This is a genomic window from Parabacteroides merdae ATCC 43184 (genome assembly GCF_025151215.1).
Taxonomy (GTDB): domain Bacteria; phylum Bacteroidota; class Bacteroidia; order Bacteroidales; family Tannerellaceae; genus Parabacteroides; species Parabacteroides merdae.
This window is the reverse complement of record NZ_CP102286.1, coordinates 128,103-151,664: the sequence shown is the minus strand read 5'-3', so window position 1 is coordinate 151,664 and position 23,562 is coordinate 128,103. Positions and strand designations below refer to the sequence as shown.

Below are 23,562 nucleotides of genomic sequence, written 5' to 3'. Positions count from 1 at the left end.
TTTAATTCTCACCGCTCTGCCACTGGGAAAGCAGAAATCCTCAACCTTGCCGCTCCCATAGGGACCAAGGTGATTTCATCCAGGCAGTCGGACTTGCGGGCGTTTTCGTATGGAAGGACTCCGCATAATCCGTATTCGTCAATTTTCCACTCCGGCACCAAACGTCCCTGAGCCTTAAATTCCATCGGGACGGAAGAGAGAGTGAAAGGATTGTTGTCCGACGGCCAGTTTCTGCGTTGCAACGTGATAGGTGACTGGACTCTCAAGGCATAATTCCACGGGCTTGCAGGCAGAATCTCGAATGTCGGCCATGCGGAGGCATCCGCTCCTTCCTGCCATTTGGAATCCCAAACAGCAGTCTCGGTGCTGGGCATTTGCTTGTATTCTTCCTCTATTTTCAAGGACAGGGTTAGCGGACCGTAATCGACACTGACACTATTCTTATTTACCTGCCACTGACGAACGGCATATTCCATCGGAAGGTTCAGGACTACCTCATCGCCATCTTTCCATTCCCGTTCTATACAAGCGTATGTTCCGGGAGCAAGCTTTGTTTGCTGTTTTTTTCCGTTGATCAAGACAGAAGCATTTTTACACCAGGACGGGATGCGGAGATAGAAGGGGAAAGATACGTTTTCGGACGTTCCAACCGTAAAACGTGTCATTTCCTCAAACGGATAATTCGTCTGTTCGCGTAAGGTGATTTCCGTTCCATCGCCCACCTTTACATTTGCCTTACAAGAATTGTATAAAACGGCGGCTACCCCGTTATCCGGCGTTGCCAACACCAAATGTTCGACATAATAAGGCCAACCGAAACCATGATTGTGCTGACAGCAACGACTGCTGAACGGGTTCATGGCCAAGAACGGACCGGAATTATCCAATCCCGGATGATGATTGCGAGAATCGCTGATCGCCATATTCGGACAAGTCAGATAACGAAGCGCCCGGTAATCAGGCATCAAAGAAGCTGGATAACTGTTGAACGCAACATCTTCGAGGTGATCAGCCCAATAAGGATCGCCACTGATCAAAAGCATGATCTCGTCGGAAGCCATCTGCTCCACAAAACCACAAGTCTCCGTACCCTGTCGAGGATCGAAGAAACCGATACGGGCATTCTCATCCGCCCCAAACATTCCACCAGGAACTTGGCCGAAAGCACGGCGTACCAAACTCTGGACATTATAGCTGGCAGCCAACATCGCCGAATCTTTTGTAAACAGAAAATAAGTGGCAGGTTCGCGAAAACACTGGGCAACATTCACATTGTGCCAGTTAGGAAGCTGAGTTGATTTTGTCCAATCCGCCGTATTCCTGTGAATCTTTTCGGCCAACCGAAGAAGTGACTCGTCACCCATGCGGTTATACAGCCAAACCACACTCCAAAGATTATCCCCCCCGCGGCTATTTTCCCAATAACTCGACAGGAAAGCGTCATCAGGAACCGTTTGCAGATAATGACAATAGCGGGTCATGAAGTCAATCACCCGGTTATCGTTCGTATATTCATGATAAGATTGCATGATCCAAAGGACGATCATGTTCGGCCAAAAATCCTGCTTGCCGTTATTCAAATGCACCGGCCCGAAATTACCATCCGCTCGCTGACTTGACAAGATGGCCTCTATCCAGAATTTCGTTTCCTTCAACAAAGTCTCGTCTCTCAAGGCATACGCCATGTTACCATACCCTCGCAACCAGTAGGGCACTTCTTCCCACCCCCATTCACCTCCGTTTTTCAACCAGGCATTGTTTTCCTTTTGCAGCCAGGCACTAATCTCCCCCAAATGACCACAAAGTCCATCCTTCTGTAATTCGATCTGCCGCCTGATCCAGCCTTCTGGCTCGATACTTCCGGCGGGCAGCTTAATAAATTGCAACGGTTGCAACGGAGCCCGGTTACTTACATAGTAATCATTATGAGATGCAGTGGACAAACGTTCCATTGTCCGGATCTCTTGCGTCTGCTTACCTGCACACGACGCCAACAGAATTGAGAAAAATAAAATCGTCTTTTTCATGCTTATCAGATTTATTGGGCAAAGAAAAGGATTATGACAGAAAAACATGATAAGAAATCAATCAAAAACATATAAAAATCGTTCTATCACTTTCTCCTGATGAAAAAACAATAGAACGATATTAAATTCTTTGGTTACTTATCTTTCTAAAGAAAAGCAACAATCACTTTCTCAACTGGCTCAGTCCATAATACAGCAAACGGAGTACAACCGACAATCCGTAAAAGCCACACGTAATGAGTAGCATCCACAACGATTGTGTCCAAAGCTCGGACCAGCTTGTACCGTATGCTATGATTGAGATAATGTTCATCAGATAAGCGAGCGCGATACAGACACAGAATATCTTGATTTCCGTTTTTTGTCTCTTTACAGATAATACGATCTCTTTCATAATCATGCAAAATTTAGATACGGTATTTTATATTCATCCGGGAAAGTAATCACCCGTCCTTCATCAATCGCCTGCAAGCCCAACAAACCCAAAACAGAGGAATAGTAAGCTTCTTCCACCAGGTTAGGAGCCGGTTTTCCAGTAATAGCCGCTTCGCAGAAAGCAGTAACCAACTCGATAGAACCGTCGCCAGCAGCTCCTACCGATGACTGTCCACTGATCGTTGTGACATTGTCCATGATCAGATGTCCCTTGTTTACCGATGCAGTTTCAGGAACCCAACTCGGGCCGGCAAATGAAACATTGTCGAAGATCTTATGTTCGATCTGGTTGATCAACTGCATGATACCAGGAGCAGGTTCGACATCTTCAAAATAATATTTACCTTTTTCCGGTTCCATCGTGCCCTTGCTTCCCATAATCTCTTCTTCAAGGCCATAAAACTTGTTGGCAATCATCGACTCATAGGTCATCTTCACACCATTCGGATAATGATAAATCAAATTGATACTGTCATACACTTCGCGACCATCCTTCCAATAGACGATATCTCCCATGCCGGCTACCTTTTCGGGAAGCATCCGGAGCGCCCAGTTTCCAACCTGCAACTGATGGGTTGCCAATTCTGTTACCAAGCCGCATGAATATTCCTTATATAAACGCCAGTTGATCTTACGTTCCAAATCGGGAGAAGGGACCGGACGGCGCCAGTCGTTATTACGGAACCAATACGCCCGTATCGAATTTATCTCTCCCAACAAGCCGGCATGGATCATTTCCATCGCCTTTATATATTTCGGATCATACAAGCGCTGCTGGCCGATAAACATCACCTTGCCGGATTCCTTAAACACATTATACATATCCAGACAGTCAGCACACGTCATCGCCATCGATTTCTCGCAGAAGACATGCTTTCCGGCATGCAAGGCGTCTATTGTGATATGCGCATGTTCGTACAGCGGAGTGGCGATCATGACAGCTTGTATATCTCTATCATCCAAAAGCTTCCGGTAATCGTCATATGTCTTGGCTTTCGGATAGAGAGCCGAAGCCTCTTTCAGGTGGGGAGGATAATTATCACACAAGGCAACCACATCGGCATACGGAATCGTCTTCAGGTTATTCAAGTGGTACTGTCCGCGCGAACCTGTACCAATAAATCCGATCCGCACTTTCTCCTTTGCGATCTGCACCTTATCGTCGGCACTACAGGACTGCAACCAGGGAAACGCGGAAAGCAGCACACCGCCTCCACCAATCATTCCCAACTCCTTAAAGAAGTCCCGCCGGCTTAAATTGACTGAATTCTCATCATTTTTCATAACTTATATACATGTTTTTCATAAATATCAAATTGAGACGCGATTACCGGAACACGCTCGTCGCCGCAGATCATAAAGGCAGTTGTCAGAATCTCCGCCACCACCGGATCTTTCGCCACCACCGACACCATTTTCTTATCCTCCACGAATGTTCCCGTATGCGGGTTCACGATATGGCGCGGATGGGAAGGCATATTTCCCGATATCGATAACGAACTATCACTCAACTTCAAATCGGCAATCCGCTCTTTCGTAAACGGATTGTCAAGACCCACCGGCCAATATTCGCCGCACGGATGCGTACCGACCGCCAGAACCGAACTATTTCCGAAATTGACAAGCGCCTTACCAATCCCGTTTTCTTCCAACAGTTCCCGTATTTTAGCAAGCGCATATCCTTTCCCGTACCCGCCGAGATCAATGTGTAAAGATTCAGAAAAGAAAAAAATGCTTTTATCTTCTTCCGTCAGCAATACCTGGTCGAATCCCTGCAAAGTTATATCGAAATATCCTTCCGTCAGCTCATTGTAACGCTTGCAGTTCAACAATATATTCCAAAGCTCTTCCCCCACCGTCACCGGATAGTGTCCGGCTTCCCGGTTAACAAATGAAACCTCACTCTCCGGATCGAACCGGTTCAGCATTTTATCTAATCGCTGCACTTCCGATTCGACCTTTTCCCAGACCGTACCAAGAAGGCGGGGATCACTGCCGACCATCAAGATGTCAAACTGCGTTCCCATTACCGACGACATAGATCCATGGAAAAGCCCAGAAGCCGCATAATAGTTAGAATAAGCCATTTGTTACCTGTTATTTTTTACATGGTTCAAAGAGGTGTGCGTACACACTCTGCAAATATAGGGGATTTGTTCGTTTCACAAATAGAATTAGGCAACCTTTTTCTCAAAAGGTTGCCTAATTAGCGTTTATTTTCGTTTAAAACATTTATTACAACTCAACCTTCGCCAAGCAGAATTCCTTTTCCGGATGATAAGCCAGAACGCAGTGCCAAGCCTGTTACATTTTATTGGCACAAGAGTTCCACTGGCATGGTACTCCCGTTTCATGGGCAGGAAACAGTAGTTTCATAGGTAGGGAACGACCGTTACATAGGCAGGAAACAACACCAGCACTGCTATCTCCTCACCCTTTTGATGCCTCCGAGGCTGAAAAAAGAAACCAGCCATTCGTTTATTACAAGATAATAGCTTACATTTGCATCTAAAAGTATTATCTAAAATCTATGATTCCGATGAGTACACAAATTAGTAAAAGCCTGATAGCGCTTTTCTTTTTAGGAATGTTCGTAACCGGTTGCAATACTAACACGAAGCAAACGGCCGATAATGATATTAAATTCGATTCTATCCGGGTGGATAGGACCTATCATCTGCTGAATAATCCCGATAATCCCAATTGCAACTTGCAATTGAACTTCACCTATCCTGCCAAATTTTCCGATAAGGAGATTCTGAAAAAGATACAGAATGACTTTGTCCTCTCCTACTTCGGCGAGAATTATGAGAACCTGTCTCCAGAAGAGGCGGTCGCCAAGTACACGGAAGACTATCTGAACAACTATAAAGAACTGGAAGCCGATTTCAAGGCAGAGTTGGAAAAGAAGGACGATCTGCCGGTCGGAGCCTGGTTCTCTTATTTCGAAATGTCATCGGATGAAATCGTCTACAACCAGAATGACATTCTGAGCTATACTGTAAGTTTCGAAAACTATACAGGCGGTGCACACGGTTCGCATGCCTACAACAATCACGTGATCAACTTGAAAACAGGCAATGCAATCACAGAAGAAGATATTTTCATCGAGAACTTCCAGGACAGCCTCGCACAGATATTGATCGATCATATTGCCAAACAAAACAAGGTGGAGAATCCGAAAGATTTGGAAAACATCGGTTTTTTCAGTGTCGAAGAAATTTTTCCGAACGGTAATTTCCTGGTCGACGAGGACGGCATCACGTATACCTTTAATGAATATGAGATCGCCGCTTACGTGGTAAGGGAAACAAACGTATTCTTACCCTATGCGGAAATCCTATATCTATTGAAAAAAGACAGTCCAATTGCGAAACTAATTGACAATTGACAAATAAAATATAACAATAATCCCATACATATAATTTATGGATAACAGTGCAACAATATCCTCCCAATTGTCAATTGTCAATTGTCAATTGGGGGTTCTAAAGTCTTACTTTCCAACGCTAACCGATGCGCAAAAGCAACAGATAGACGCCCTGTTTGATTTGTATTCAGACTGGAATTCCAAAATCAATGTAATTTCACGCAAAGATATAGAGAACCTGTACCTGCACCACGTACTTCATTCGTTAGGTATCTTGAAAATGCTGAAATTCAGAGAAGGATCGACAATTATGGATATCGGTACGGGAGGCGGTTTTCCCGGCATACCACTTGCGATCCTGCTCCCTGAAGTACAGTTTCATTTGGTAGACAGTATCGGAAAAAAAATCAAGGTCGGACAAGCTGTAGCCGAAGCGATCGGTCTGAAAAACGTCACTTTCCGCCATTGTCGTGCCGAAGAGGAAAAACAATTATTCGACTTTGTCGTGAGTCGTGCCGTCATGCCACTGGCCGATCTGGTAAAAATCGCCCGTAAGAATATAAAGAAGGAACAACAAAATGCACTTCCTAACGGTTTGATTTGTCTGAAAGGAGGAGAGTTGCAGCATGAAATATTGCCATTCCACAAGCAAGCTGTCAGCCTCAACCTGAGTGACCATTTTAAAGAAGAATTTTTCCAAACTAAAAAAGTTGTTTACGTACCGTTATGATTACAATAAAATCGTTTGAGTTCAATTATTTCCAGGAAAACACATTCCTGCTGTATGATGATACACGCGAGGCCGTACTGATCGATTGTGGTTGCTGTCGCAAGGAAGAAGAAAAGGAGTTAACCGACTTTATCCTCGAAAACAAGTTGACATTAAAGCATTTGCTCTGTACTCATCTGCACGTGGATCACGTATTTGGAAACGGTTTTATATATAAGACATACGGTTTGAAACCCGAAGCGAACAAGCAGGATGTCGAGAAACTACCCTCTCCGGACGAACAGGCCAAGTTGTTCGGACTCCGTCAGCATGTCGAGAACGTCCCGGTTGAAAAATATATCGTAGGAGGCGAGATCATTAAGTTCGGCACATCCGAACTTCAAGTGCTGACAGTTCCCGGACATTCACCCGGCAGCATCGCTTTCTATAACAAAAAGAACGGCTTTGCGATCGTCGGCGATGCACTGTTTGCCGGAAGTATCGGCCGTACCGACCTTTGGGGTGGAAACCAGGAGGTATTGGTTGCCGCCATCCACGACAAACTCCTTTCACTTCCCGACGAGACAGTAATCTATCCGGGGCATGGACCGGAAACAAGAGTCATCGATGAGAAGTTCAACAATCCCTATTTGTAATTGACAATTAAGAATTAATTCATAAATCATAAATCACAATATTATGGACACAAATAAATTTGTAAACCGCCACGTTGGTATCTCGGCAGAAGACATTCCTTCCATGCTGCAAGCCATCGGCGTCAAGTCGGTTGACGAACTGATCGATCAGACCATCCCGTCCGACATCCGTTTGAAAGAACCGCTTAACCTTCCCGAACCCATGACGGAACGTGAGTTCGCAGAACACATCTCGGAGTTGGCATCCAAAAACGAAGTCTTCACTTCTTATATCGGAATGGGTTGGTATGACACAGTATGTCCGGCTCCTATCCAACGTAACGTATTTGAAAATCCGGTTTGGTACACTTCCTACACTCCGTACCAGGCAGAAGTTTCACAAGGACGTCTGGAAGCGTTGTTGAATTTCCAGACTGTTATCGCTGAACTGACCGGCCTGCCGCTAGCCAACTGTTCCCTGCTGGACGAAGCGACAGCAGCAGCCGAAGCGGCAACCATGTTCTACGGTAGCCGTAGCCGTGCACAGGTGAAAGCAGAAGCCAATACGTTGTTTGTCGACGAAAACGTATTCGCCTCTACACTGGCCGTTATCAACACTCGCATGATCCCGCAAGGCATCAAGGTCGTTGTGGGTGATTACAAAACATTTGAATTCACACCGGATGTATTCGGGGCTATCGTCCAGTATCCGAATGCCGACGGTTCGATCGAAGATTATAAAGAATTCATCGTACGTGCCAATGCCGGTGGAGCACGTGTCGCCGTTGCTGCCGACCTGATGAGTCTTGTCCTGCTGACTCCTCCGGGAGAATGGGGTGCAGATGTCGTGTTCGGAAGCAGCCAACGTTTCGGTATCCCGATGTTCTACGGTGGTCCGTCCGCTGCATTCTTCGCCACGAAAGACGAATACAAGCGTTCCATCCCCGGACGTATCATCGGCATTTCCAAAGATGCCTATGGACACACGGCTTACCGCTTGGCTTTGCAAACACGCGAACAACATATCAAACGTGAAAAGGCGACCTCCAATATCTGTACCGCCCAAGCCTTGCTAGCCACGATGGCTGGTTTCTACGCCGTTTACCACGGTGCCGAAGGCTTGAAGAACATCGCAGGTCGTATCCACGCTTCTGCAGGTTTCCTAACAGGCGAGTTGGAAAAACTAGGCTACAAACAATTGAACAAAAACTATTTCGACACACTGAAAATCCAGTTGCCGGAACATGTATCCATCAATGCACTCCGCGAGATCGCATTGGAATGTAAGGTGAACTTGCGTTACTTCGATGCCGGACAGATCGGCATCAGCTTGGACGAAACGACCGGACCGACCGATATCGGCGTATTGCTGTATATCTTCGCAGGGGCAGCCGGAAAGGACTACATGCTGAAAGAAGCCGTTCCTGAGAAAACTTATTTCGATCCGAAATTCGCCCGTACTTCCGAATTCCTGCAAGAAGACGTATTCAAAAAATATCATACCGAAACGGAACTGATGCGTTATATCACCCGCCTGGGACGAAAGGATGTTTCATTGGCCCAATCCATGATCTCTTTAGGTTCTTGTACGATGAAACTGAATCCGGCATCGACCATGCTTCCACTCAGCCGTCCGGAATTCATGAATATACATCCGTATGCACCGGAAGACCAGGTCGAAGGCTACACGGAACTGATTGAAAACTTATCGGCTTACTTGTGTGAGATCACCGGATTCAAAGGCTGTACGCTGCAACCTAATTCCGGAGCAGCCGGCGAATATACAGGTCTGCGCGTAATCCGGGCTTATCTGGAAAGCATCGGGCAGGGACATCGCAACATCGTCCTGCTTCCTGCCTCTGCCCACGGTACGAACCCGGCAAGTGCGGTTCAATGCGGTTTTACGACCGTTACGGTGAAATGTGACGACAAAGGAAATATCGACTTGGAAGATTTCCGGGCTAAAGCCGAAGCCAACAAGGACAACTTAGCAGCCAGCATGATCACCTATCCGTCTACTCACGGTATCTTCGAGGTGGACATCAAGGAAATGTGCGACATTGTTCACGCTTGCGGTGGTCAGCTGTATATGGACGGCGCCAACATGAATGCACAAGTCGGTCTGACCAATCCGGGTACTATCGGTGCAGACGTCTGCCACCTAAACCTGCATAAGACCTTTTCTTCTCCTCACGGAGGAGGCGGTCCCGGTGTCGGTCCGATCTGCGTTGCCGCACATCTCGTCCCGTTCCTGCCACAGCATCCGATATTATGGGGCAGCGACCTGAACACAGTCTCCGCCGCACCTTACGGTAGCGCGGGCATTCTGCCGATCACATATGCTTATATCCGCATGTTGGGAACAGAAGGGTTGGAAACGGTCACCAAGACCGCGATCTTGAATGCGAATTATCTGGCAGCCAAATTCAAAGATACTTACGGAATCGTTTACACAGGTGCTACAGGTCGCGTCGGTCACGAACTGATCCTGGAATGCCGCACGGTAAAAGAACGTTCGGGTATCGATGAAGGCGATATCGCCAAGCGCCTGATGGACTTCGGCTACCACGCTCCAACTCTTTCCTTCCCTGTTCACGGCACTCTGATGGTCGAACCGACCGAAAGCGAAAGCAAAGCCGAACTGGATCGTTTCGTCGAGGTGCTGGAATGTATCTGGAACGAAATCAAGGAAGTGGAAGAAGGCAAGGCTTCAAAGGAAGACAACGTATTAAAGAACGCTCCTCATCCCGAATATGAAGTAACGGCCGACGAATGGAAACACGAGTATCCGCGCAGCAAGGCCGCCTTCCCGCTGGAATGGTTGCACGACAGCAAATTCTGGGTGAATGTAGCCCGCGTAGACAATGCGTATGGCGACCGCAACCTGATTCCAACACTTTGTGCATGCGAAATTTAATATAAACCGGCGCAAACCTATTACTCGATTTCGACTTGACAAAACGGTGCCAAAGCACCTTTATCACGATCTTTCAGGCACGGATTTCACGGATTGACACGGATAAATTTATTTTCTTTCCGTGTTTTCCGTGTAATCCGTGCCTAAATTATGGTGATTAGTAAGGTGGTAAGTAAAAAGAAAGGATATGCTCAAAAAAACCTAAAGTGTGCAGATTCCAGACGAAAGTTCTTTGATATAAAGAATGTTTGATTATTTTTGCAGGTCAGTATTCAGAAGGTTAATTCGAACAAATATCCAATATAGAAATCTAATATTCCTATAATATGAGTTTAAAAATTATTGTATTGGCGAAACAGGTTCCGGACACACGCAATGTGGGAAAGGATGCGATGAAAGAGGACGGAACTATCAACCGAGCCGCACTTCCCGCAATCTTCAACCCGGAAGATCTGAACGCATTAGAACAAGCCCTCCGCTTGAAAGACGCCTATCCGGGAACTACGGTAACCTTGTTAACAATGGGTCCGGGGCGTGCAGCTGAAATTATTCGTGAAGGTTTATACCGGGGAGCAGACGGTGGTTATCTGCTAACCGACCGTGCATTTGCCGGTGCCGACACTTTGGCAACGTCTTATGCGCTTGCCACAGCAATCAAGAAAATAGGTGACTACGATATTATCATCGGAGGACGCCAGGCTATTGACGGCGATACAGCACAGGTAGGTCCTCAAGTCGCTGAAAAGTTAGGATTAACACAGGTCACATATGCCGAAGAAATCCTGAACGTAGACGAAAAGAATCGCAGTATCACAGTGAAACGGCATATCGACGGTGGTGTCGAAACAGTGGAAGGTCCGCTGCCTATCGTGATTACGGTCAACGGTTCGGCTGCCCCCTGCCGTCCGCGTAATGCCAAGTTGGTGATGAAATACAAACGGGCATTGGGCGCGCAGGAAAAAGTTCCTGCTCCCGCCTGCCATCCGGAAGGCGTATCGGCACTGCCATACCCCGAACTGTATGAAAAGCGCCCGTACCTGAATATTCCGGAATGGAGTGTTGCCGATGTAAACGGAGATCTCGCACAATGCGGTTTGTCCGGTTCGCCGACAAAAGTCAAAGCGATTCAGAACATCGTGTTCCAGGCAAAGGAAAGCAAGACGCTGACCGGCTCAGACAAGGATGTGGAAGATTTGATTGTTGAACTGTTAGCTAACCACACTATCGGATAATTGACAATTGATAATTGACAATTCATACGGTAAAAAAGATTGAACAATATGAATAATGTATTTGTATATTGTGAGCTTGAAGGTACAACGATTGCCGATGTAAGCCTCGAACTGCTGACCAAAGGTCGCAAGTTAGCCAACCAGTTGAACTGCCAACTCGAAGCCATTGTGGCCGGTTCCGGACTGGAAGGGATTGAAAAGCAGGTGATGCCTTATGGCGTGGACAAGGTGCATATTTTTGACGCTCCCGGTCTGTTCCCGTACACTTCCCTTCCTCATTCTTCTGTTTTGATCAATCTGTTCAAAGAAGAAAAACCGCAGATCTGCCTGATGGGAGCAACGGTTATCGGCCGTGACTTAGGCCCCCGTGTTTCTTCTGCACTGACAAGCGGTCTGACAGCAGACTGTACATCCCTCGAAATCGGCTCGCACGAAGACAAAAGAGCTGGTAAAACATACGAAAACCTGTTATACCAGATCCGTCCCGCTTTCGGTGGTAACATCGTAGCGACGATCATCAATCCGGAACACCGTCCTCAGATGGCGACTGTTCGCGAAGGTGTGATGAAAAAAGAAATTCTGGACGCCGGTTATAAAGGCGAAGTGGTAAAACACGACGTCGCCAAATATGTTCCGGAAACGGATTATGTCGTAAAGGTCATCGACCGCCACATAGAAAAGGCCAAACACAACCTGAAAGGTGCTCCGATCGTAGTAGCCGGCGGTTACGGAATGGGTTCCAAGGAAAGTTTCGATATGTTGTTCGAACTGGCAAAGGAACTTCATGCCGAAGTAGGCGCCAGCCGTGCAGCCGTTGATGCCGGTTTCTGTGACCATGACCGCCAGATCGGCCAGACAGGTGTGACGGTCCGTCCGAAATTGTATATCGCTTGCGGTATCTCCGGACAGATCCAGCATATCGCAGGTATGCAGGATGCAGGTATCATCATCTCTATCAACAACGACGAGAACGCTCCGATCAACACGATTGCCGACTACGTGATCAACGGCACTGTTGAGGAGGTGATTCCGAAGATGATTAAGTATTACAAACAGAACAGCAAGTAAAGAGATGGCAAATTATTATACAGACATTCCGGAACTCAAGTATCACTTGAACAATCCGATGATGGAACGTATTTGCGAACTGAAAGAACGCAATTACAGAGATAAAGAAGAGTTCGACTATGCACCGCAGGATTATGCCGATGCAATGGACTCGTTCGACAAAGTGCTTGAAATCACAGGCGAAATCACGGGTGAGATCATCGCTCCCAATGCCGAAGGAGTTGACGAAGAAGGCCCCCACTGCGCAAACGGACGTGTGGAATACGCTTCCGGGACCAAGCAGAATCTGGATGCAATGGTGAAAGCCGGCCTGAACGGTATGACGATGCCGCGCCGTTTCGGCGGTTTGAACTTCCCGATCACGCCGTACACCATGTGCGCCGAAATCGTGGCCGCTGCCGATGCTGGATTCGGAAACATCTGGTCGTTGCAAGATTGTATCGAGACATTATATGAATTCGGAAACGAAGACCAGCACAGCCGTTTCATTCCGCGTATCTGCGCCGGTGAAACGATGTCTATGGACTTGACAGAGCCGGATGCCGGTTCCGACTTGCAGTCCGTGATGCTGAAAGCGACTTTCGACGAAAAAGAAAATTGCTGGCGTCTGAACGGTGTGAAACGTTTCATCACAAACGGAGACGCCGACCTTCATCTGGTCTTGGCCCGTTCGGAAGAAGGGACGAAAGACGGGCGTGGCCTGTCTATGTTCATCTATGACAAACGCCAGGGTGGCGTAGATGTCCGCCGTATTGAAAACAAGTTGGGTATTCACGGTTCGCCTACCTGCGAACTGGTTTACAAGAATGCGAAAGCCGAACTTTGCGGAGATCGCAAATTAGGTTTGATCAAATATGTGATGGCGCTGATGAACGGTGCCCGTTTGGGTATCGCCGCACAGTCTGTCGGTCTGAGCCAGGCCGCCTACAACGAAGGGTTAGCTTACGCAAAGGAACGCAAACAGTTCGGCAAAGCAATTATCGAATTCCCGGCTGTTTACGACATGCTGTCTATCATGAAAGCGAAGCTGGATGCCGGCCGTGCCTTACTGTATCAGACTTCCCGTTATGTAGATATCTACAAAGCACTGGACGACATCGCCCGTGAACGCAAGCTGACTCCGGAAGAACGTCAGGAACAGAAAAAATATGCCAAACTAGCCGACTCTTTCACCCCGCTGGCAAAAGGTATGAACTCCGAATATGCCAACCAGAACGCATACGACTGTATCCAAATTCATGGTGGTTCAGGCTTCATGCTGGAATATGCTTGTCAACGTATCTACCGGGATGCCCGCATCACCTCCATCTACGAAGGAACGACGCAATTGCAGACAGTTGCAGCCATCCGTTACGTGACCAACGGTTCCTATCTGGCTACCATCCGAGAATTCGAAACAATCCCGTGTTCTCCTGAAATGGAACCGCTGAAAGGCCGCCTGGTTGAAATGGCCAATAAGTTCGAAGCCTGCATGAACAAGGTGAAGGAAGCGCAGAACCAGGAATTGCAGGACTTTGTTGCCCGTCGCCTTTATGAAATGGCAGCCGACTGCATCATGGCTCACCTGCTGATCCAAGACGCGACAAAGACTCCTGAAATGTTTGCCAAATCAGCTGTCGTATACTTGAATTATGTCGAAGCGGAAGTGGAAAAACACAGCAGCTTTATCTTGAAATTCAATGCCGACGAATTAGCAAGCTACAGACAATAATAGAGCGTATCTAATTTCATAAAAGCCGGATATCTTCTCTTGATTTCCGGCTTTTTCCTTATATTTAGACTCGTATTAAGCCAATAAGACAACCATCGACTATGAAACAGTACAATCCAGACATCCACCATCGTCACAGTATCCGTTTGAAAGGATATGATTATTCACAGGAAGGGTTATAAATGATATTAAACCCATATGGTGAAATAATCCAACAATGTTATTGGGATTTGGAACACAAATACCCCAATATCGAATGTTGCGAATATGTTATTATGCCAAATCATTTCCATGCGATTATAAAAATCGATCGGGATGCATTTAGGGCGGGCGAACCCCGCCCCTACGTGGTGACACTGGGGCATATTGTGGGATATTTTAAATATCAATCGACAAAAATGATTAATCTACACGGTCAAAAATTATGGCAACGTAATTATTATGAACATATCATACAGGATGAAAAAGCGTATCATAATATATCCAATTATATATTAAACAATCCGGCACAATGGGCATACGACCGATTACGCTAATTCATTGTGGTGATTCCATAATACCCATTGCATACTACCACGAAGCAACAGATATATCAGAAATGCCATCCACAATGCATGATTTCCCATCATTCCGAAAAAGAGGTAATAGATCAAAAAGAAAGTGCCGGAAGCGACCAACATCGAATAAAGCATCAGGCGGGTAGCTGTCGCACCGATCAGGATACCATCCCACAAGAAGGCGGCAAAGCCGGCAAGCGGAACAGCCAGCACCCAATAGAAATAGGTTCCGGCCTCTTGTATGACAACAGAGTCATTCGTCAGGAGGGAGAGAAAACCTTTCCCGCCTACTCCATAAAGCAGGGTAAACGAAAGGGACAACCCAATCCCCCAGCCAAACAGCAAACGGATCATCCGACTAAGGGCTGTTTTGTTCCGAGCACCGATATAACGTCCCGCCAAAGCCTCGCCCGCATAGGCAAAACCGTCCATGATATAGGAGAAAAGCGTAAACAACTGCATCAGCAATGTATTAACAGCCAAAACGATATCGCCCTGTCTCGCACCCGTAGAAGTAAAAAATGTAGTAACCGCCACCAAACAAAGCGTACGAAAGAAAATATCGCCATTCACCTGGAAGAAACGACGCATAGCGACCTTATCCATGGCCTCATGCCAGCAAACACGAATATTCAACCGCTTCCGATAGAATACGAACCACAGGAATACAGCCATCCCGAAGCCTCCATATTGAGCGATCAGCGTTCCCGTCGCAACCCCTTGCACCTTCATGCCGAACACAAAGACGAAGATCAGGCTCGCCACGATATTCACGACATTCTGGGTGATCGCAATAAACATCGGGAAACGGGAATTCTGCATTCCGATAAACCAACCGGAGAAACCATACAATCCCAACACAGCCGGCGCTCCCCAAATACAAATATTGAAATATAAGGAAGCCAACCGTTCTACCTCATCCGTCGTATCCAATAGTAAGAAAGCTATTTCCCGTATCGGATACTGGAGCAGAAGCAGAGCCAGAGAAATCAGAATCCCGACACCGACCGACCGGAACAAAACCCTCGTTACTTCCAGGAGATCCCGTCTCCCCAGAGCCTGTGAAGTCATCCCACTCGTTCCCATCCGCAAGAAACCGAACAACCAGTAAATAATATTGAACAGCATCCCCCCTACCGCAATCGCCCCGATATAGGAAGCGGCCCCCAAATGTCCGACAATCGCCACATCGACCAATCCCAACAAAGGAACCGTTATATTGGATACAATAGAAGGAAGCGCTAACTGAAGTATCTTTTTATTCATTATTTATCGTATCTATAAAAACTATTCCTAACTTTGTCAGCAAAGTTACAGATTACTTTAGAAATAACATGATTACACTTATGTTTCAATAACAAAAACGCGAACCCTAAGTAATTGTAAAAAACGTTGGATGTTCGCATCCTCTATAAATCATACACTTATAGATTTATTTAGAGAATATGAACATTTATTGCTTTTCTACTTTATCATTCGCAAAATTACAATTTAAAAGTGTCATCAATAAAGCTTTTCACAAACATGGAGTCGCATCTTTTACAGATGCGTGGATTGAAACAATCTCGATCATTTGCCGACAAGATCGCCTATCGTCGCATCTTTTACAGATGCGTGGATTGAAACCACAGTGCCACCTTCCGAATCTGTCACATTGAGTCGCATCTTTTACAGATGCGTGGATTGAAACATCTTTTACAGGGACTTCCAACCCAAACACAGGGTCGCATCTTTTACAGATGCGTGGATTGAAACCAAGACATTGCGACATTTCAAGTCTTGTCCCATGTCGCATCTTTTACAGATGCGTGGATTGAAACTTGATTTTGCGAAACACATAAGAAGCATATACGTCGCATCTTTTACAGATGCGTGGATTGAAACATCTTTTCATCCTCATAGACACTCAAAGAAAGTGTCGCATCTTTTACAGATGCGTGGATTGAAACAAAATGTGACTCTCTTGCATTTGAGAAGATAGGAGTCGCATCTTTTACAGATGCGTGGATTGAAACATCCTTTCGAGCACGAATGTAGGCAGAACCAATAGTCGCATCTTTTACAGATGCGTGGATTGAAACTTGCGAGAGCGCAGGAGTTTTTTCGCAATGCCGTCGCATCTTTTACAGATGCGTGGATTGAAACGCTGCGCTATCTCGCGTGTGGCGAGTACGGCTCTGTCGCATCTTTTACAGATGCGTGGATTGAAACCATGATTATCAATATTTTATATTATATTCAATCGTCGCATCTTTTACAGATGCGTGGATTGAAACAAGGTGCTGCTTATGCGAAGACTCTTGCCGAGAGTCGCATCTTTTACAGATGCGTGGATTGAAACTTACTTTCGCCGTCGAGAACAGTATTTGAAAAGTCGCATCTTTTACAGATGCGTGGATTGAAACCGTGCGTATGAGGCTATATATAACGCTTATATTCGGTCGCATCTTTTACAGATGCGTGGATTGAAACTGTGACGAGGAGAGCATAGTAATGGGTATTATGTGTCGCATCTTTTACAGATGCGTGGATTGAAACAAGGCGTCGTAACGAACATTAACATCAAAACGAGTCGCATCTTTTACAGATGCGTGGATTGAAACTCCTTCTTACGCTCAAATTGAGCTTAATTGGCTTGTCGCATCTTTTACAGATGCGTGGATTGAAACAACAGGATCAAAAGTATGATGACGCTCAGCGTATGTCGCATCTTTTACAGATGCGTGGATTGAAACCCCGACCAAGCATGGACAGTCACCGGCAAAACCAAGTCGCATCTTTTACAGATGCGTGGATTGAAACTTGTGCAGCAATGGCGCGCTTTTGGCGTCTACGTCGCATCTTTTACAGATGCGTGGATTGAAACATTGCCCTCAAAAGGAATACAATAATCCCATAATGTCGCATCTTTTACAGATGCGTGGATTGAAACGAAATCAACCTTATAAGCATTACCGTCCTCGTCAAGTCGCATCTTTTACAGATGCGTGGATTGAAACTTACCAGAGTGCAGGAGTTTTTTCGCAATGCCAGTCGCATCTTTTACAGATGCGTGGATTGAAACGTCCGTTTTAGAATACAACAGTAATAATGCAACTAATAAGTCGCATCTTTTACAGATGCGTGGATTGAAACCACTCTTCAAAGGCGCGTTTGAACGTGTCTTTAATGTCGCATCCTTTACGGGGACAACTATTTATAATATTTTTTGCAAGAAGATTACAGGATTAAAATATTTGTTTGTTAGAAAATAAAATATATCTTTGTTGAACAGAGTTATAAAGATACCTTATTACTCAAAGCATAAACACCTTATATTACGTTAACCTAAACATATGATATATACAAATAAAGAATACTGTCTTGAGGTTAAAGGAAGCATGGCCTGCTTTACCCGTCCGGAGATGAAAGTCGAAAGAGTTAGCTACGACATAATAACGCCATCTGCTGCCCGAGCTATTTTCGAATCTATATTTTGGAAACCAGCCATACAATGGAATATTACTCGAATAGAAGTATTAAATCCAATCAGATGGTTTTCCATGAAAAGAAATGAGATTGGAAGTTTAATGAGCCCCCGTTCATCCGGATTATTCATCGAAGATAATCGGCAACAAAAATCCAGTTTGTTACTAAAAGATGTTTGCTATAGAATTTTTGCAGAGTTGGAATTTATACCTATAAGAAATAGAGCGAAAGAAGATATGTTGAAAGTGCCATCAAAGTCCTCTGACGAAAATCCAGGCAAATATAATGCTATGTTCGAACGTAGAGCTAAAAAGGGGCAATGTTTCAATCAACCCTATTTAGGTTGCCGTGAGTTCTCCGCAGATTTCACATACATCGAAAATCCGGTAAAAGGAAACGGAATACCCGAAGATCGTGATTTTGGATATATGCTATATGATATGGATTTCACAAACGAAAAAGATCCAAAGCCAATGTTCTTCAGGGCTATAATGAAACAAGGAGTCTTGATCGTTCCATCCATTAACAGTGAGGAGGTACGCCGATGATTTTGCAAGCATTATACGAATACTACCAGCGTAAAGCTGCTGATCCGGGGAGTACTATTGCTCCCCATGGATTAGAATGGAAAGAAATACCTTATCTTATTCTGATAGATAAAAAAGGGAATTTTTTAGAACTACAGGATACCACCGAGGGGGTAGGAAAACAGAAACGAGCAAAAAAATACCTGGTCGTCAAAAGTAAAGGACGTACCGGCAGCAACAGTTGGCAAACGGCAAATGTATTTTGGGACCATTTCGGATATGTGTTAGCCCAACCTAAAAATACGGATGATAAAGGAATGCCAAAAGCACTGGACGATGCCGCTAAACAAAATAAAACCTTTGTTCAGGAGGTCAGGCGGCTTGCCGAAATGTATCCTTCCAATGAAGAGATTCAAGCAGTAGCCAAATTTTACGATAATCCTGATAATCTTCAACGTATAAAAATGGACCCTTTATGGGAAGAATGTATCAAAAAAGACGGGACAAACATCTCCTTTAAAGTAGCAGGAAACAATACTATCGTGGCTGCAAATCCGGATGTAACATCATCTATAGAAGACTGTTCAGACAAAGATGAACCTACAGGGATATGCCTCATCACCGGAAAAAAGGCTCCGATAGCCATACTCAATAGTGCCATAGCCATACCCGGGGGTAAGAGCGGAGCTAAACTGGTTGGCTTTCAAAAGAAATCGGGTTACGATTCTTATTATAAAGAGCAAGGTATGAACGCACCCATTTCAAAAGAAGCGGAAGCTGCTTATACCACAGCTTTAAATTCTTTATTGGGAAAAGATTCCTCTAACAAATATCGCTTGCATGACACATCCGTTGTTTTCTGGTCTCAGAAACCGACAAAGTTGGAGCAATGTTTCTGTTTCATATTTACATCTCCTCCCAAAGATGATCCGGATAAAAACACGGAAGTTATCAGAGACTTCTTGAAGTCCCCGTTCTCGGGAGTATTGAATGACGAGGACAAAACTCCCTTTTACGTGTTAGGTTTATCTCCTAATGCCGCCCGTATCTCCGTTAGATTCTGGCGACAAGGAACAGTAGGCGAATTTGCCAGTCACATCAGACAACATTTTAAGGACTTGGAAATCATTAAAAGCAAGAATCAAAGAGCCTATTTTTCTTTATTCAACTTACTGACCCAAGTTGCTTCCTTAAATAAAATGGAAAATCTGCCTCCCTGCTTAGCCAGCGATTTAAGTCAAAGCATATGGGATAACCAACCCTACCCGACCACATTGCAGATGCAATGTCTGATACGAATCAAAGCAGACCGGAATATAACGTCGATAAGAGCCGCTATACTCAAAGCCTACTTAAATAGAAAATTCAGAAATCATAATAATCCACCTAAAGAAATTCAAATGGCATTAGATTTAGAAAATAAAAACCAAGCGTACTTATGTGGCCGCTTGTTTGCTATCCTTGAAAAGATCCAGAGTGATGCTATCCCAGGAGCAAATTCTACGATCAAAGAGCGTTACTACGGTGCAGCGTCGACAACCCCGACAACTGTATTCGGCCGCTTGTTGTCTTTATCCAGACATCACCTTGCAAAATTTGATACCGGGAAATCTGTTTATTATGAAAAATTATTGCAAAGTGTTATCACCAACCTGGATAGTAACGGATTACCTAAATATTTATCGATGGACGACCAATCGCGTTTCGCAATCGGTTATTACCATCAAAGAGAAGATTTATATAAAACAACAACAGATAAAGAAAAAAATTAATACTATACAAATATGGAAACAGCAATAAACAATCGTTACGACTTCATTTATTTATTTGATGTACAGGATGGTAATCCGAACGGTGATCCCGATGCCGGAAATTTACCCAGAGTTGATCCGGAAACAGGTGAAGGCCTGGTTTCCGATGTCTGTCTGAAGCGTAAAGTCCGGAACTTTGTTCAAATAGTAAAAGGAGGAGAAAGACTGTATGATATATTCATTAAAGAGAAAGCGGTATTGAATAATCTGATCGCAGACGCTCATAAACAGGAAGGGGTTAAAGATATAAAAGAGAAAGGAGATAAAACAGAGGCTGCTCGGCAATGGATGTGCAGAAACTTTTATGACATAAGGACATTTGGAGCCGTACTAAGTACAGGCGAAAATGCCGGACAGGTTCGTGGCCCTATCCAATTTACTTTTGCCCGTTCCATCAGTCCGATTGTTACTGCCGAACATAGTATAACCCGTATGGCTGTGGCTACGGAGGATGAGGCTAAAAAACAGAGTGGAGATAACCGCACTATGGGACGTAAATTTACAGTTCCTTACGGACTATATAAAGCTAACGGATTTATTTCCGCTCATTTAGCCGCACAAACCGGATTCAATGAAGATGACCTGAACTTATTCTGGGATTCATTGAAAAACATGTTCGATCACGACCATTCAGCAGCCAGAGGAATGATGAATGCCCGCAAATTGATCGTATTCAAACACAGTACAGCATTAGGTAATGCTTCAGCTCATTCTTTATTCGGTTTAGTGAAGGTTCAACTTAAGGATGACCAACGCCCACCCCGTTCGTTCGACGATTATATTGTTACCATCGACAAGGATAAACTACCGGAAGGTGTAGAAGTTCTGGACATGATATGATAGAATACGGAGATGAGGACCTGTTGATGCTTTCCGGAATCCAACACATAACTTTCTGTAAACGTCAATGGGCCCTTATACATATCGAACAACAGTGGGCGGAAAACAACCTCACTATTGAAGGAAACTGGATGCATCAAAAAGTCGATGATCCTACCTTGATGAACCGCAATAAAGGCATAGTAACATTAAGATCCGTAACGCTTGTCTCCAGACGGCTGGGACTTTATGGTATCTCTGATGTAGTAGAGATGGTCGCTTCCACCTCCGGACAAAATTCAATAAGACATCCTAAATATCCGGGATTCTGGCAATTAATTCCGGTCGAATACAAACGAGGCAAACCTAAAAAAGATCAGATAGATGAAGTCCAGCTATGCGCACAAGCGATTTGCCTGGAAGAGATGTATAACGTCAGCATAGAAAAAGGCTTTTTGTATTATGGGGAAACTCGCCACCGAGAAGAGGTCCAGTTTACTGAAGAATTACGGAAACTGGTTGAAAATAAATGTGTCCAAATGCACAAGCTATACGAGCAAAAAGTTCTTCCGCCGGCAATATACAAAGCGCATTGCAAGTCATGTTCTTTATGTGACGTATGTATGCCTAAAGTACTGACAAAAACACCGAAAGTGAATACTTACCTGTCCCAGTTATACGATTAAAATATGAGAAAATTATTGAACACATTGTATGTAACTACTCCTGAAGCCTATTTAACTAAAGATGGAGAAAACGTTGTAATTAGGGTTAAGGAAAAAGATATATTCAGAATTCCGGTTTTAAATATAGAAGGTATTGTCACATTCGGATATATAGGTGCTTCTCCGGCATTAATGAAGATGTGTGCTGAAAGAAATGTAGGATTATGTTTTTTAAGTGCTAATGGACAGTTTCAAGGTAGAGTCTCCGGTCCGACAAAAGGAAATGTCCTTTTACGAAGAACACAATACAGGATTGCCGACGATGCAAATAAATCACTGGAAATCAGTCGGCTTTTTATTGCAGGAAAGATAGCAAATTCCCGGACGGTTATCGATCGTTTCAAAAGAGATCACATTTCTTCCGACAAACAGCTATCCTTGTTTTTATCCGTATCTGAAAAGTTAAAGAGATCAAAGAATCAGGCTTTAGTTGCTGAGTCCTCCGATACATTAAGAGGTATAGAGGGAGAAGCCGCTACAACTTATTTCTCTGTATTTAACCAGATGATCATATCGCAATGTGAGGATTTTCCTTTTAACGGGAGGAACAGAAGACCGCCCAAAGACAAAGTAAATGCTCTATTGTCATTCGTTTACACATTGCTGAATCATGAGGTACAGTCTGCATTGGAAACAGTAGGACTTGATCCATACGTAGGCTTTTTACATACCGATCGACCAGGAAGAGCGAGTTTAGCGTTAGATATGATGGAAGAGTTACGAGCCTACCTGGCAGACAGGTTGGTTTTGTCCTTAATTAATCGTAAACAGATATCCGGTAAAGGTTTTGTCGAACACGGAGATAACGGGATTGTAATGGATGAAGATATCAGAAAGGGAGTCTTACTCGCTTGGCAGAAGAGAAAAAAAGAGACAATAATCCACCCCTACTTAAATGAATCCGTACCGATAGGACTGATCCCATATATTCAGGCGATGCTTTTAGCTCGTTTTTTGAGAAACGATTTAGATAATTATCCGGTCTTTTTAATGAAGTAAGTTCATGTATGTTCTAGTTACATATGACGTAGAAACGATGACTTCCGACGGACAGCGCAGGTTACGTCAGGTAGCACGTCAATGCCTGAATTATGGCCAACGCGTCCAAAATTCCGTTTTTGAATGCTCTGTCTCGCCTGCTCAATTTACCGAGTTAAGATTAAAACTATCGGATATCATCGATCATAAAAAAGATAGTATTCGTTTCTATTTCTTGGGAAATAATTATTCTAAAAGAGTTGAATACATAGGTGTCGTCACATCCTATAATGTAGAAGATGAACTTATAATATAACTGTTTGCGAACATTAAGCATTAACAAAAAGCTGGAGTTTTCGCAATCATTGATTATTAGCCTATTAAACACTCCTATTAGTTTTATTTCATCAATAAAAAATCCAAAAAGTTTATTATCGCATAAATGCATTGATAACAGACTGTAAATGTTTGCATTATTTGTAATGCAGTCGTACCTTATATAGGTACGTGGATTGAAACCGTTGACATAAAAATAGAAGATTTGAAGTGACGTCGTACCTTATATAGGTACGT

At 44.5% G+C, this 23,562-nt stretch carries 18 protein-coding genes and 2 CRISPR repeat arrays (1 of these 20 cut by a window edge); of the genes, 13 read left to right on the top strand and 5 right to left on the bottom strand.

Annotated elements, in window-relative coordinates:
* Nucleotides 1–8 precede the first annotated feature (8 nt).
* The 4 genes from NQ542_RS00585 to NQ542_RS00570 all read right to left on the bottom strand — a co-directional run bounded on the left by NQ542_RS00585 (nt 9) and on the right by NQ542_RS00570 (nt 4,549).
* Complete coding sequence (locus tag NQ542_RS00585) at nt 9–2,027, bottom strand: beta-L-arabinofuranosidase domain-containing protein (protein WP_005641424.1); 2,019 nt, start codon at nt 2,025–2,027, stop codon at nt 9–11.
* 163 nt (nt 2,028–2,190) lie between these two features.
* Nucleotides 2,191–2,421, bottom strand: coding sequence for a hypothetical protein (locus NQ542_RS00580; protein ID WP_005651122.1), 231 nt, complete (start codon nt 2,419–2,421; stop codon nt 2,191–2,193).
* Between the two features lie 2 nt (nt 2,422–2,423).
* The gene (locus tag NQ542_RS00575; RefSeq protein WP_005641430.1) at nt 2,424–3,746 is read right to left on the bottom strand and encodes a Gfo/Idh/MocA family protein; all 1,323 of its coding nucleotides are present in this window, start codon (nt 3,744–3,746) and stop codon (nt 2,424–2,426) included.
* The gene (locus tag NQ542_RS00570) at nt 3,743–4,549 is read right to left on the bottom strand and encodes an FAD:protein FMN transferase (protein ID WP_005651120.1); all 807 of its coding nucleotides are present in this window, start codon (nt 4,547–4,549) and stop codon (nt 3,743–3,745) included. Before NQ542_RS00570 ends, NQ542_RS00575 begins: the two co-directional genes overlap by 4 nt.
* A gap of 443 nt (nt 4,550–4,992) precedes the next feature.
* Between NQ542_RS00570 and NQ542_RS00565 the strand changes: the two genes are divergently transcribed.
* From NQ542_RS00565 to NQ542_RS00535, 7 genes are all read left to right on the top strand, one after another.
* Complete coding sequence (locus NQ542_RS00565) at nt 4,993–5,853, top strand: DUF3298 and DUF4163 domain-containing protein (protein WP_005641434.1); 861 nt, start codon at nt 4,993–4,995, stop codon at nt 5,851–5,853.
* 37 nt (nt 5,854–5,890) lie between these two features.
* The gene (gene rsmG, locus NQ542_RS00560; protein ID WP_005641436.1) at nt 5,891–6,562 is read left to right on the top strand and encodes a 16S rRNA (guanine(527)-N(7))-methyltransferase RsmG; all 672 of its coding nucleotides are present in this window, start codon (nt 5,891–5,893) and stop codon (nt 6,560–6,562) included.
* Nucleotides 6,559–7,197: an MBL fold metallo-hydrolase gene (locus NQ542_RS00555; protein WP_005641438.1), complete on the top strand. Its 639-nt coding sequence runs from the start codon at nt 6,559–6,561 to the stop codon at nt 7,195–7,197. The genes rsmG and NQ542_RS00555 overlap by 4 nt, the downstream gene beginning before the upstream one ends.
* 43 nt (nt 7,198–7,240) lie before the next feature.
* Nucleotides 7,241–10,093, top strand: a complete 2,853-nt coding sequence (gene gcvP, locus NQ542_RS00550) for an aminomethyl-transferring glycine dehydrogenase (RefSeq protein WP_005641440.1) — start codon at nt 7,241–7,243, stop codon at nt 10,091–10,093.
* 326 nt (nt 10,094–10,419) lie between these two features.
* Nucleotides 10,420–11,325, top strand: coding sequence for an electron transfer flavoprotein subunit beta/FixA family protein (locus NQ542_RS00545; RefSeq protein ID WP_005641445.1), 906 nt, complete (start codon nt 10,420–10,422; stop codon nt 11,323–11,325).
* Nucleotides 11,326–11,373: 48 nt separating this feature from the next.
* Complete coding sequence (locus NQ542_RS00540; protein ID WP_005641447.1) at nt 11,374–12,393, top strand: electron transfer flavoprotein subunit alpha/FixB family protein; 1,020 nt, start codon at nt 11,374–11,376, stop codon at nt 12,391–12,393.
* A gap of 4 nt (nt 12,394–12,397) precedes the next feature.
* Entirely contained in the window at nt 12,398–14,104 is a 1,707-nt protein-coding gene (locus NQ542_RS00535) for an acyl-CoA dehydrogenase family protein (protein WP_005641449.1), read from the top strand.
* 527 nt (nt 14,105–14,631) lie between these two features.
* On the opposite strand, the gene NQ542_RS00530 is transcribed toward NQ542_RS00535, so the two are convergent.
* Complete coding sequence (locus NQ542_RS00530; RefSeq protein WP_005641456.1) at nt 14,632–15,927, bottom strand: MATE family efflux transporter; 1,296 nt, start codon at nt 15,925–15,927, stop codon at nt 14,632–14,634.
* Between the two features lie 263 nt (nt 15,928–16,190).
* Nucleotides 16,191–17,796: a CRISPR direct-repeat array (repeat unit 32 nt; unit sequence GTCGCATCTTTTACAGATGCGTGGATTGAAAC).
* 200 nt (nt 17,797–17,996) lie between these two features.
* On the opposite strand from NQ542_RS00530, the gene cas5c reads away from it, so the two are divergent.
* Genes cas5c through cas2 form a run of 6 tightly spaced genes read left to right on the top strand, consistent with a single transcriptional unit; the run spans nt 17,997 to nt 23,305 of the window.
* Nucleotides 17,997–18,677, top strand: coding sequence for a type I-C CRISPR-associated protein Cas5c (cas5c, locus tag NQ542_RS00525; RefSeq protein WP_005641470.1), 681 nt, complete (start codon nt 17,997–17,999; stop codon nt 18,675–18,677).
* Complete coding sequence (gene cas8c, locus NQ542_RS00520) at nt 18,674–20,428, top strand: type I-C CRISPR-associated protein Cas8c/Csd1 (protein WP_005641472.1); 1,755 nt, start codon at nt 18,674–18,676, stop codon at nt 20,426–20,428. Before cas5c ends, cas8c begins: the two co-directional genes overlap by 4 nt.
* Nucleotides 20,429–20,440: 12 nt before the next feature.
* Complete coding sequence (gene cas7c, locus NQ542_RS00515; protein WP_005641474.1) at nt 20,441–21,307, top strand: type I-C CRISPR-associated protein Cas7/Csd2; 867 nt, start codon at nt 20,441–20,443, stop codon at nt 21,305–21,307.
* Entirely contained in the window at nt 21,304–21,972 is a 669-nt protein-coding gene (gene cas4 / locus NQ542_RS00510) for a CRISPR-associated protein Cas4 (RefSeq protein ID WP_005641476.1), read from the top strand. The genes cas7c and cas4 overlap by 4 nt, the downstream gene beginning before the upstream one ends.
* A 3-nt stretch (nt 21,973–21,975) precedes the next feature.
* Nucleotides 21,976–23,010, top strand: a complete 1,035-nt coding sequence (cas1c, locus tag NQ542_RS00505; protein WP_005641478.1) for a type I-C CRISPR-associated endonuclease Cas1c — start codon at nt 21,976–21,978, stop codon at nt 23,008–23,010.
* 4 nt (nt 23,011–23,014) lie between these two features.
* Nucleotides 23,015–23,305: a CRISPR-associated endonuclease Cas2 gene (gene cas2, locus NQ542_RS00500; protein ID WP_005651106.1), complete on the top strand. Its 291-nt coding sequence runs from the start codon at nt 23,015–23,017 to the stop codon at nt 23,303–23,305.
* A 171-nt stretch (nt 23,306–23,476) separates the two neighbouring features.
* Nucleotides 23,477–23,562: a CRISPR direct-repeat array (repeat unit 32 nt; unit sequence GTCGTACCTTATATAGGTACGTGGATTGAAAC) (it continues 1,724 nt past the right edge of the window).

What these genes read in the sequence shown, in the direction of transcription:
- NQ542_RS00585 (WP_005641424.1), bottom strand. Translation starts at nt 2,027, where the DNA reads ATGAAAAAGACGATTTTATTTTTCTCAATTCTGTTGGCGTCGTGTGCA.
- NQ542_RS00580 (WP_005651122.1), bottom strand. Translation starts at nt 2,421, where the DNA reads ATGAAAGAGATCGTATTATCTGTAAAGAGACAAAAAACGGAAATCAAG.
- NQ542_RS00575 (WP_005641430.1), bottom strand. Translation starts at nt 3,746, where the DNA reads ATGAAAAATGATGAGAATTCAGTCAATTTAAGCCGGCGGGACTTCTTT.
- NQ542_RS00570 (WP_005651120.1), bottom strand. Translation starts at nt 4,549, where the DNA reads ATGGCTTATTCTAACTATTATGCGGCTTCTGGGCTTTTCCATGGATCT.
- NQ542_RS00565 (WP_005641434.1), top strand. Translation starts at nt 4,993, where the DNA reads ATGATTCCGATGAGTACACAAATTAGTAAAAGCCTGATAGCGCTTTTC.
- rsmG (WP_005641436.1), top strand. Translation starts at nt 5,891, where the DNA reads ATGGATAACAGTGCAACAATATCCTCCCAATTGTCAATTGTCAATTGT.
- NQ542_RS00555 (WP_005641438.1), top strand. Translation starts at nt 6,559, where the DNA reads ATGATTACAATAAAATCGTTTGAGTTCAATTATTTCCAGGAAAACACA.
- gcvP (WP_005641440.1), top strand. Translation starts at nt 7,241, where the DNA reads ATGGACACAAATAAATTTGTAAACCGCCACGTTGGTATCTCGGCAGAA.
- NQ542_RS00545 (WP_005641445.1), top strand. Translation starts at nt 10,420, where the DNA reads ATGAGTTTAAAAATTATTGTATTGGCGAAACAGGTTCCGGACACACGC.
- NQ542_RS00540 (WP_005641447.1), top strand. Translation starts at nt 11,374, where the DNA reads ATGAATAATGTATTTGTATATTGTGAGCTTGAAGGTACAACGATTGCC.
- NQ542_RS00535 (WP_005641449.1), top strand. Translation starts at nt 12,398, where the DNA reads ATGGCAAATTATTATACAGACATTCCGGAACTCAAGTATCACTTGAAC.
- NQ542_RS00530 (WP_005641456.1), bottom strand. Translation starts at nt 15,927, where the DNA reads ATGAATAAAAAGATACTTCAGTTAGCGCTTCCTTCTATTGTATCCAAT.
- cas5c (WP_005641470.1), top strand. Translation starts at nt 17,997, where the DNA reads ATGATATATACAAATAAAGAATACTGTCTTGAGGTTAAAGGAAGCATG.
- cas8c (WP_005641472.1), top strand. Translation starts at nt 18,674, where the DNA reads ATGATTTTGCAAGCATTATACGAATACTACCAGCGTAAAGCTGCTGAT.
- cas7c (WP_005641474.1), top strand. Translation starts at nt 20,441, where the DNA reads ATGGAAACAGCAATAAACAATCGTTACGACTTCATTTATTTATTTGAT.
- cas4 (WP_005641476.1), top strand. Translation starts at nt 21,304, where the DNA reads ATGATAGAATACGGAGATGAGGACCTGTTGATGCTTTCCGGAATCCAA.
- cas1c (WP_005641478.1), top strand. Translation starts at nt 21,976, where the DNA reads ATGAGAAAATTATTGAACACATTGTATGTAACTACTCCTGAAGCCTAT.
- cas2 (WP_005651106.1), top strand. Translation starts at nt 23,015, where the DNA reads ATGTATGTTCTAGTTACATATGACGTAGAAACGATGACTTCCGACGGA.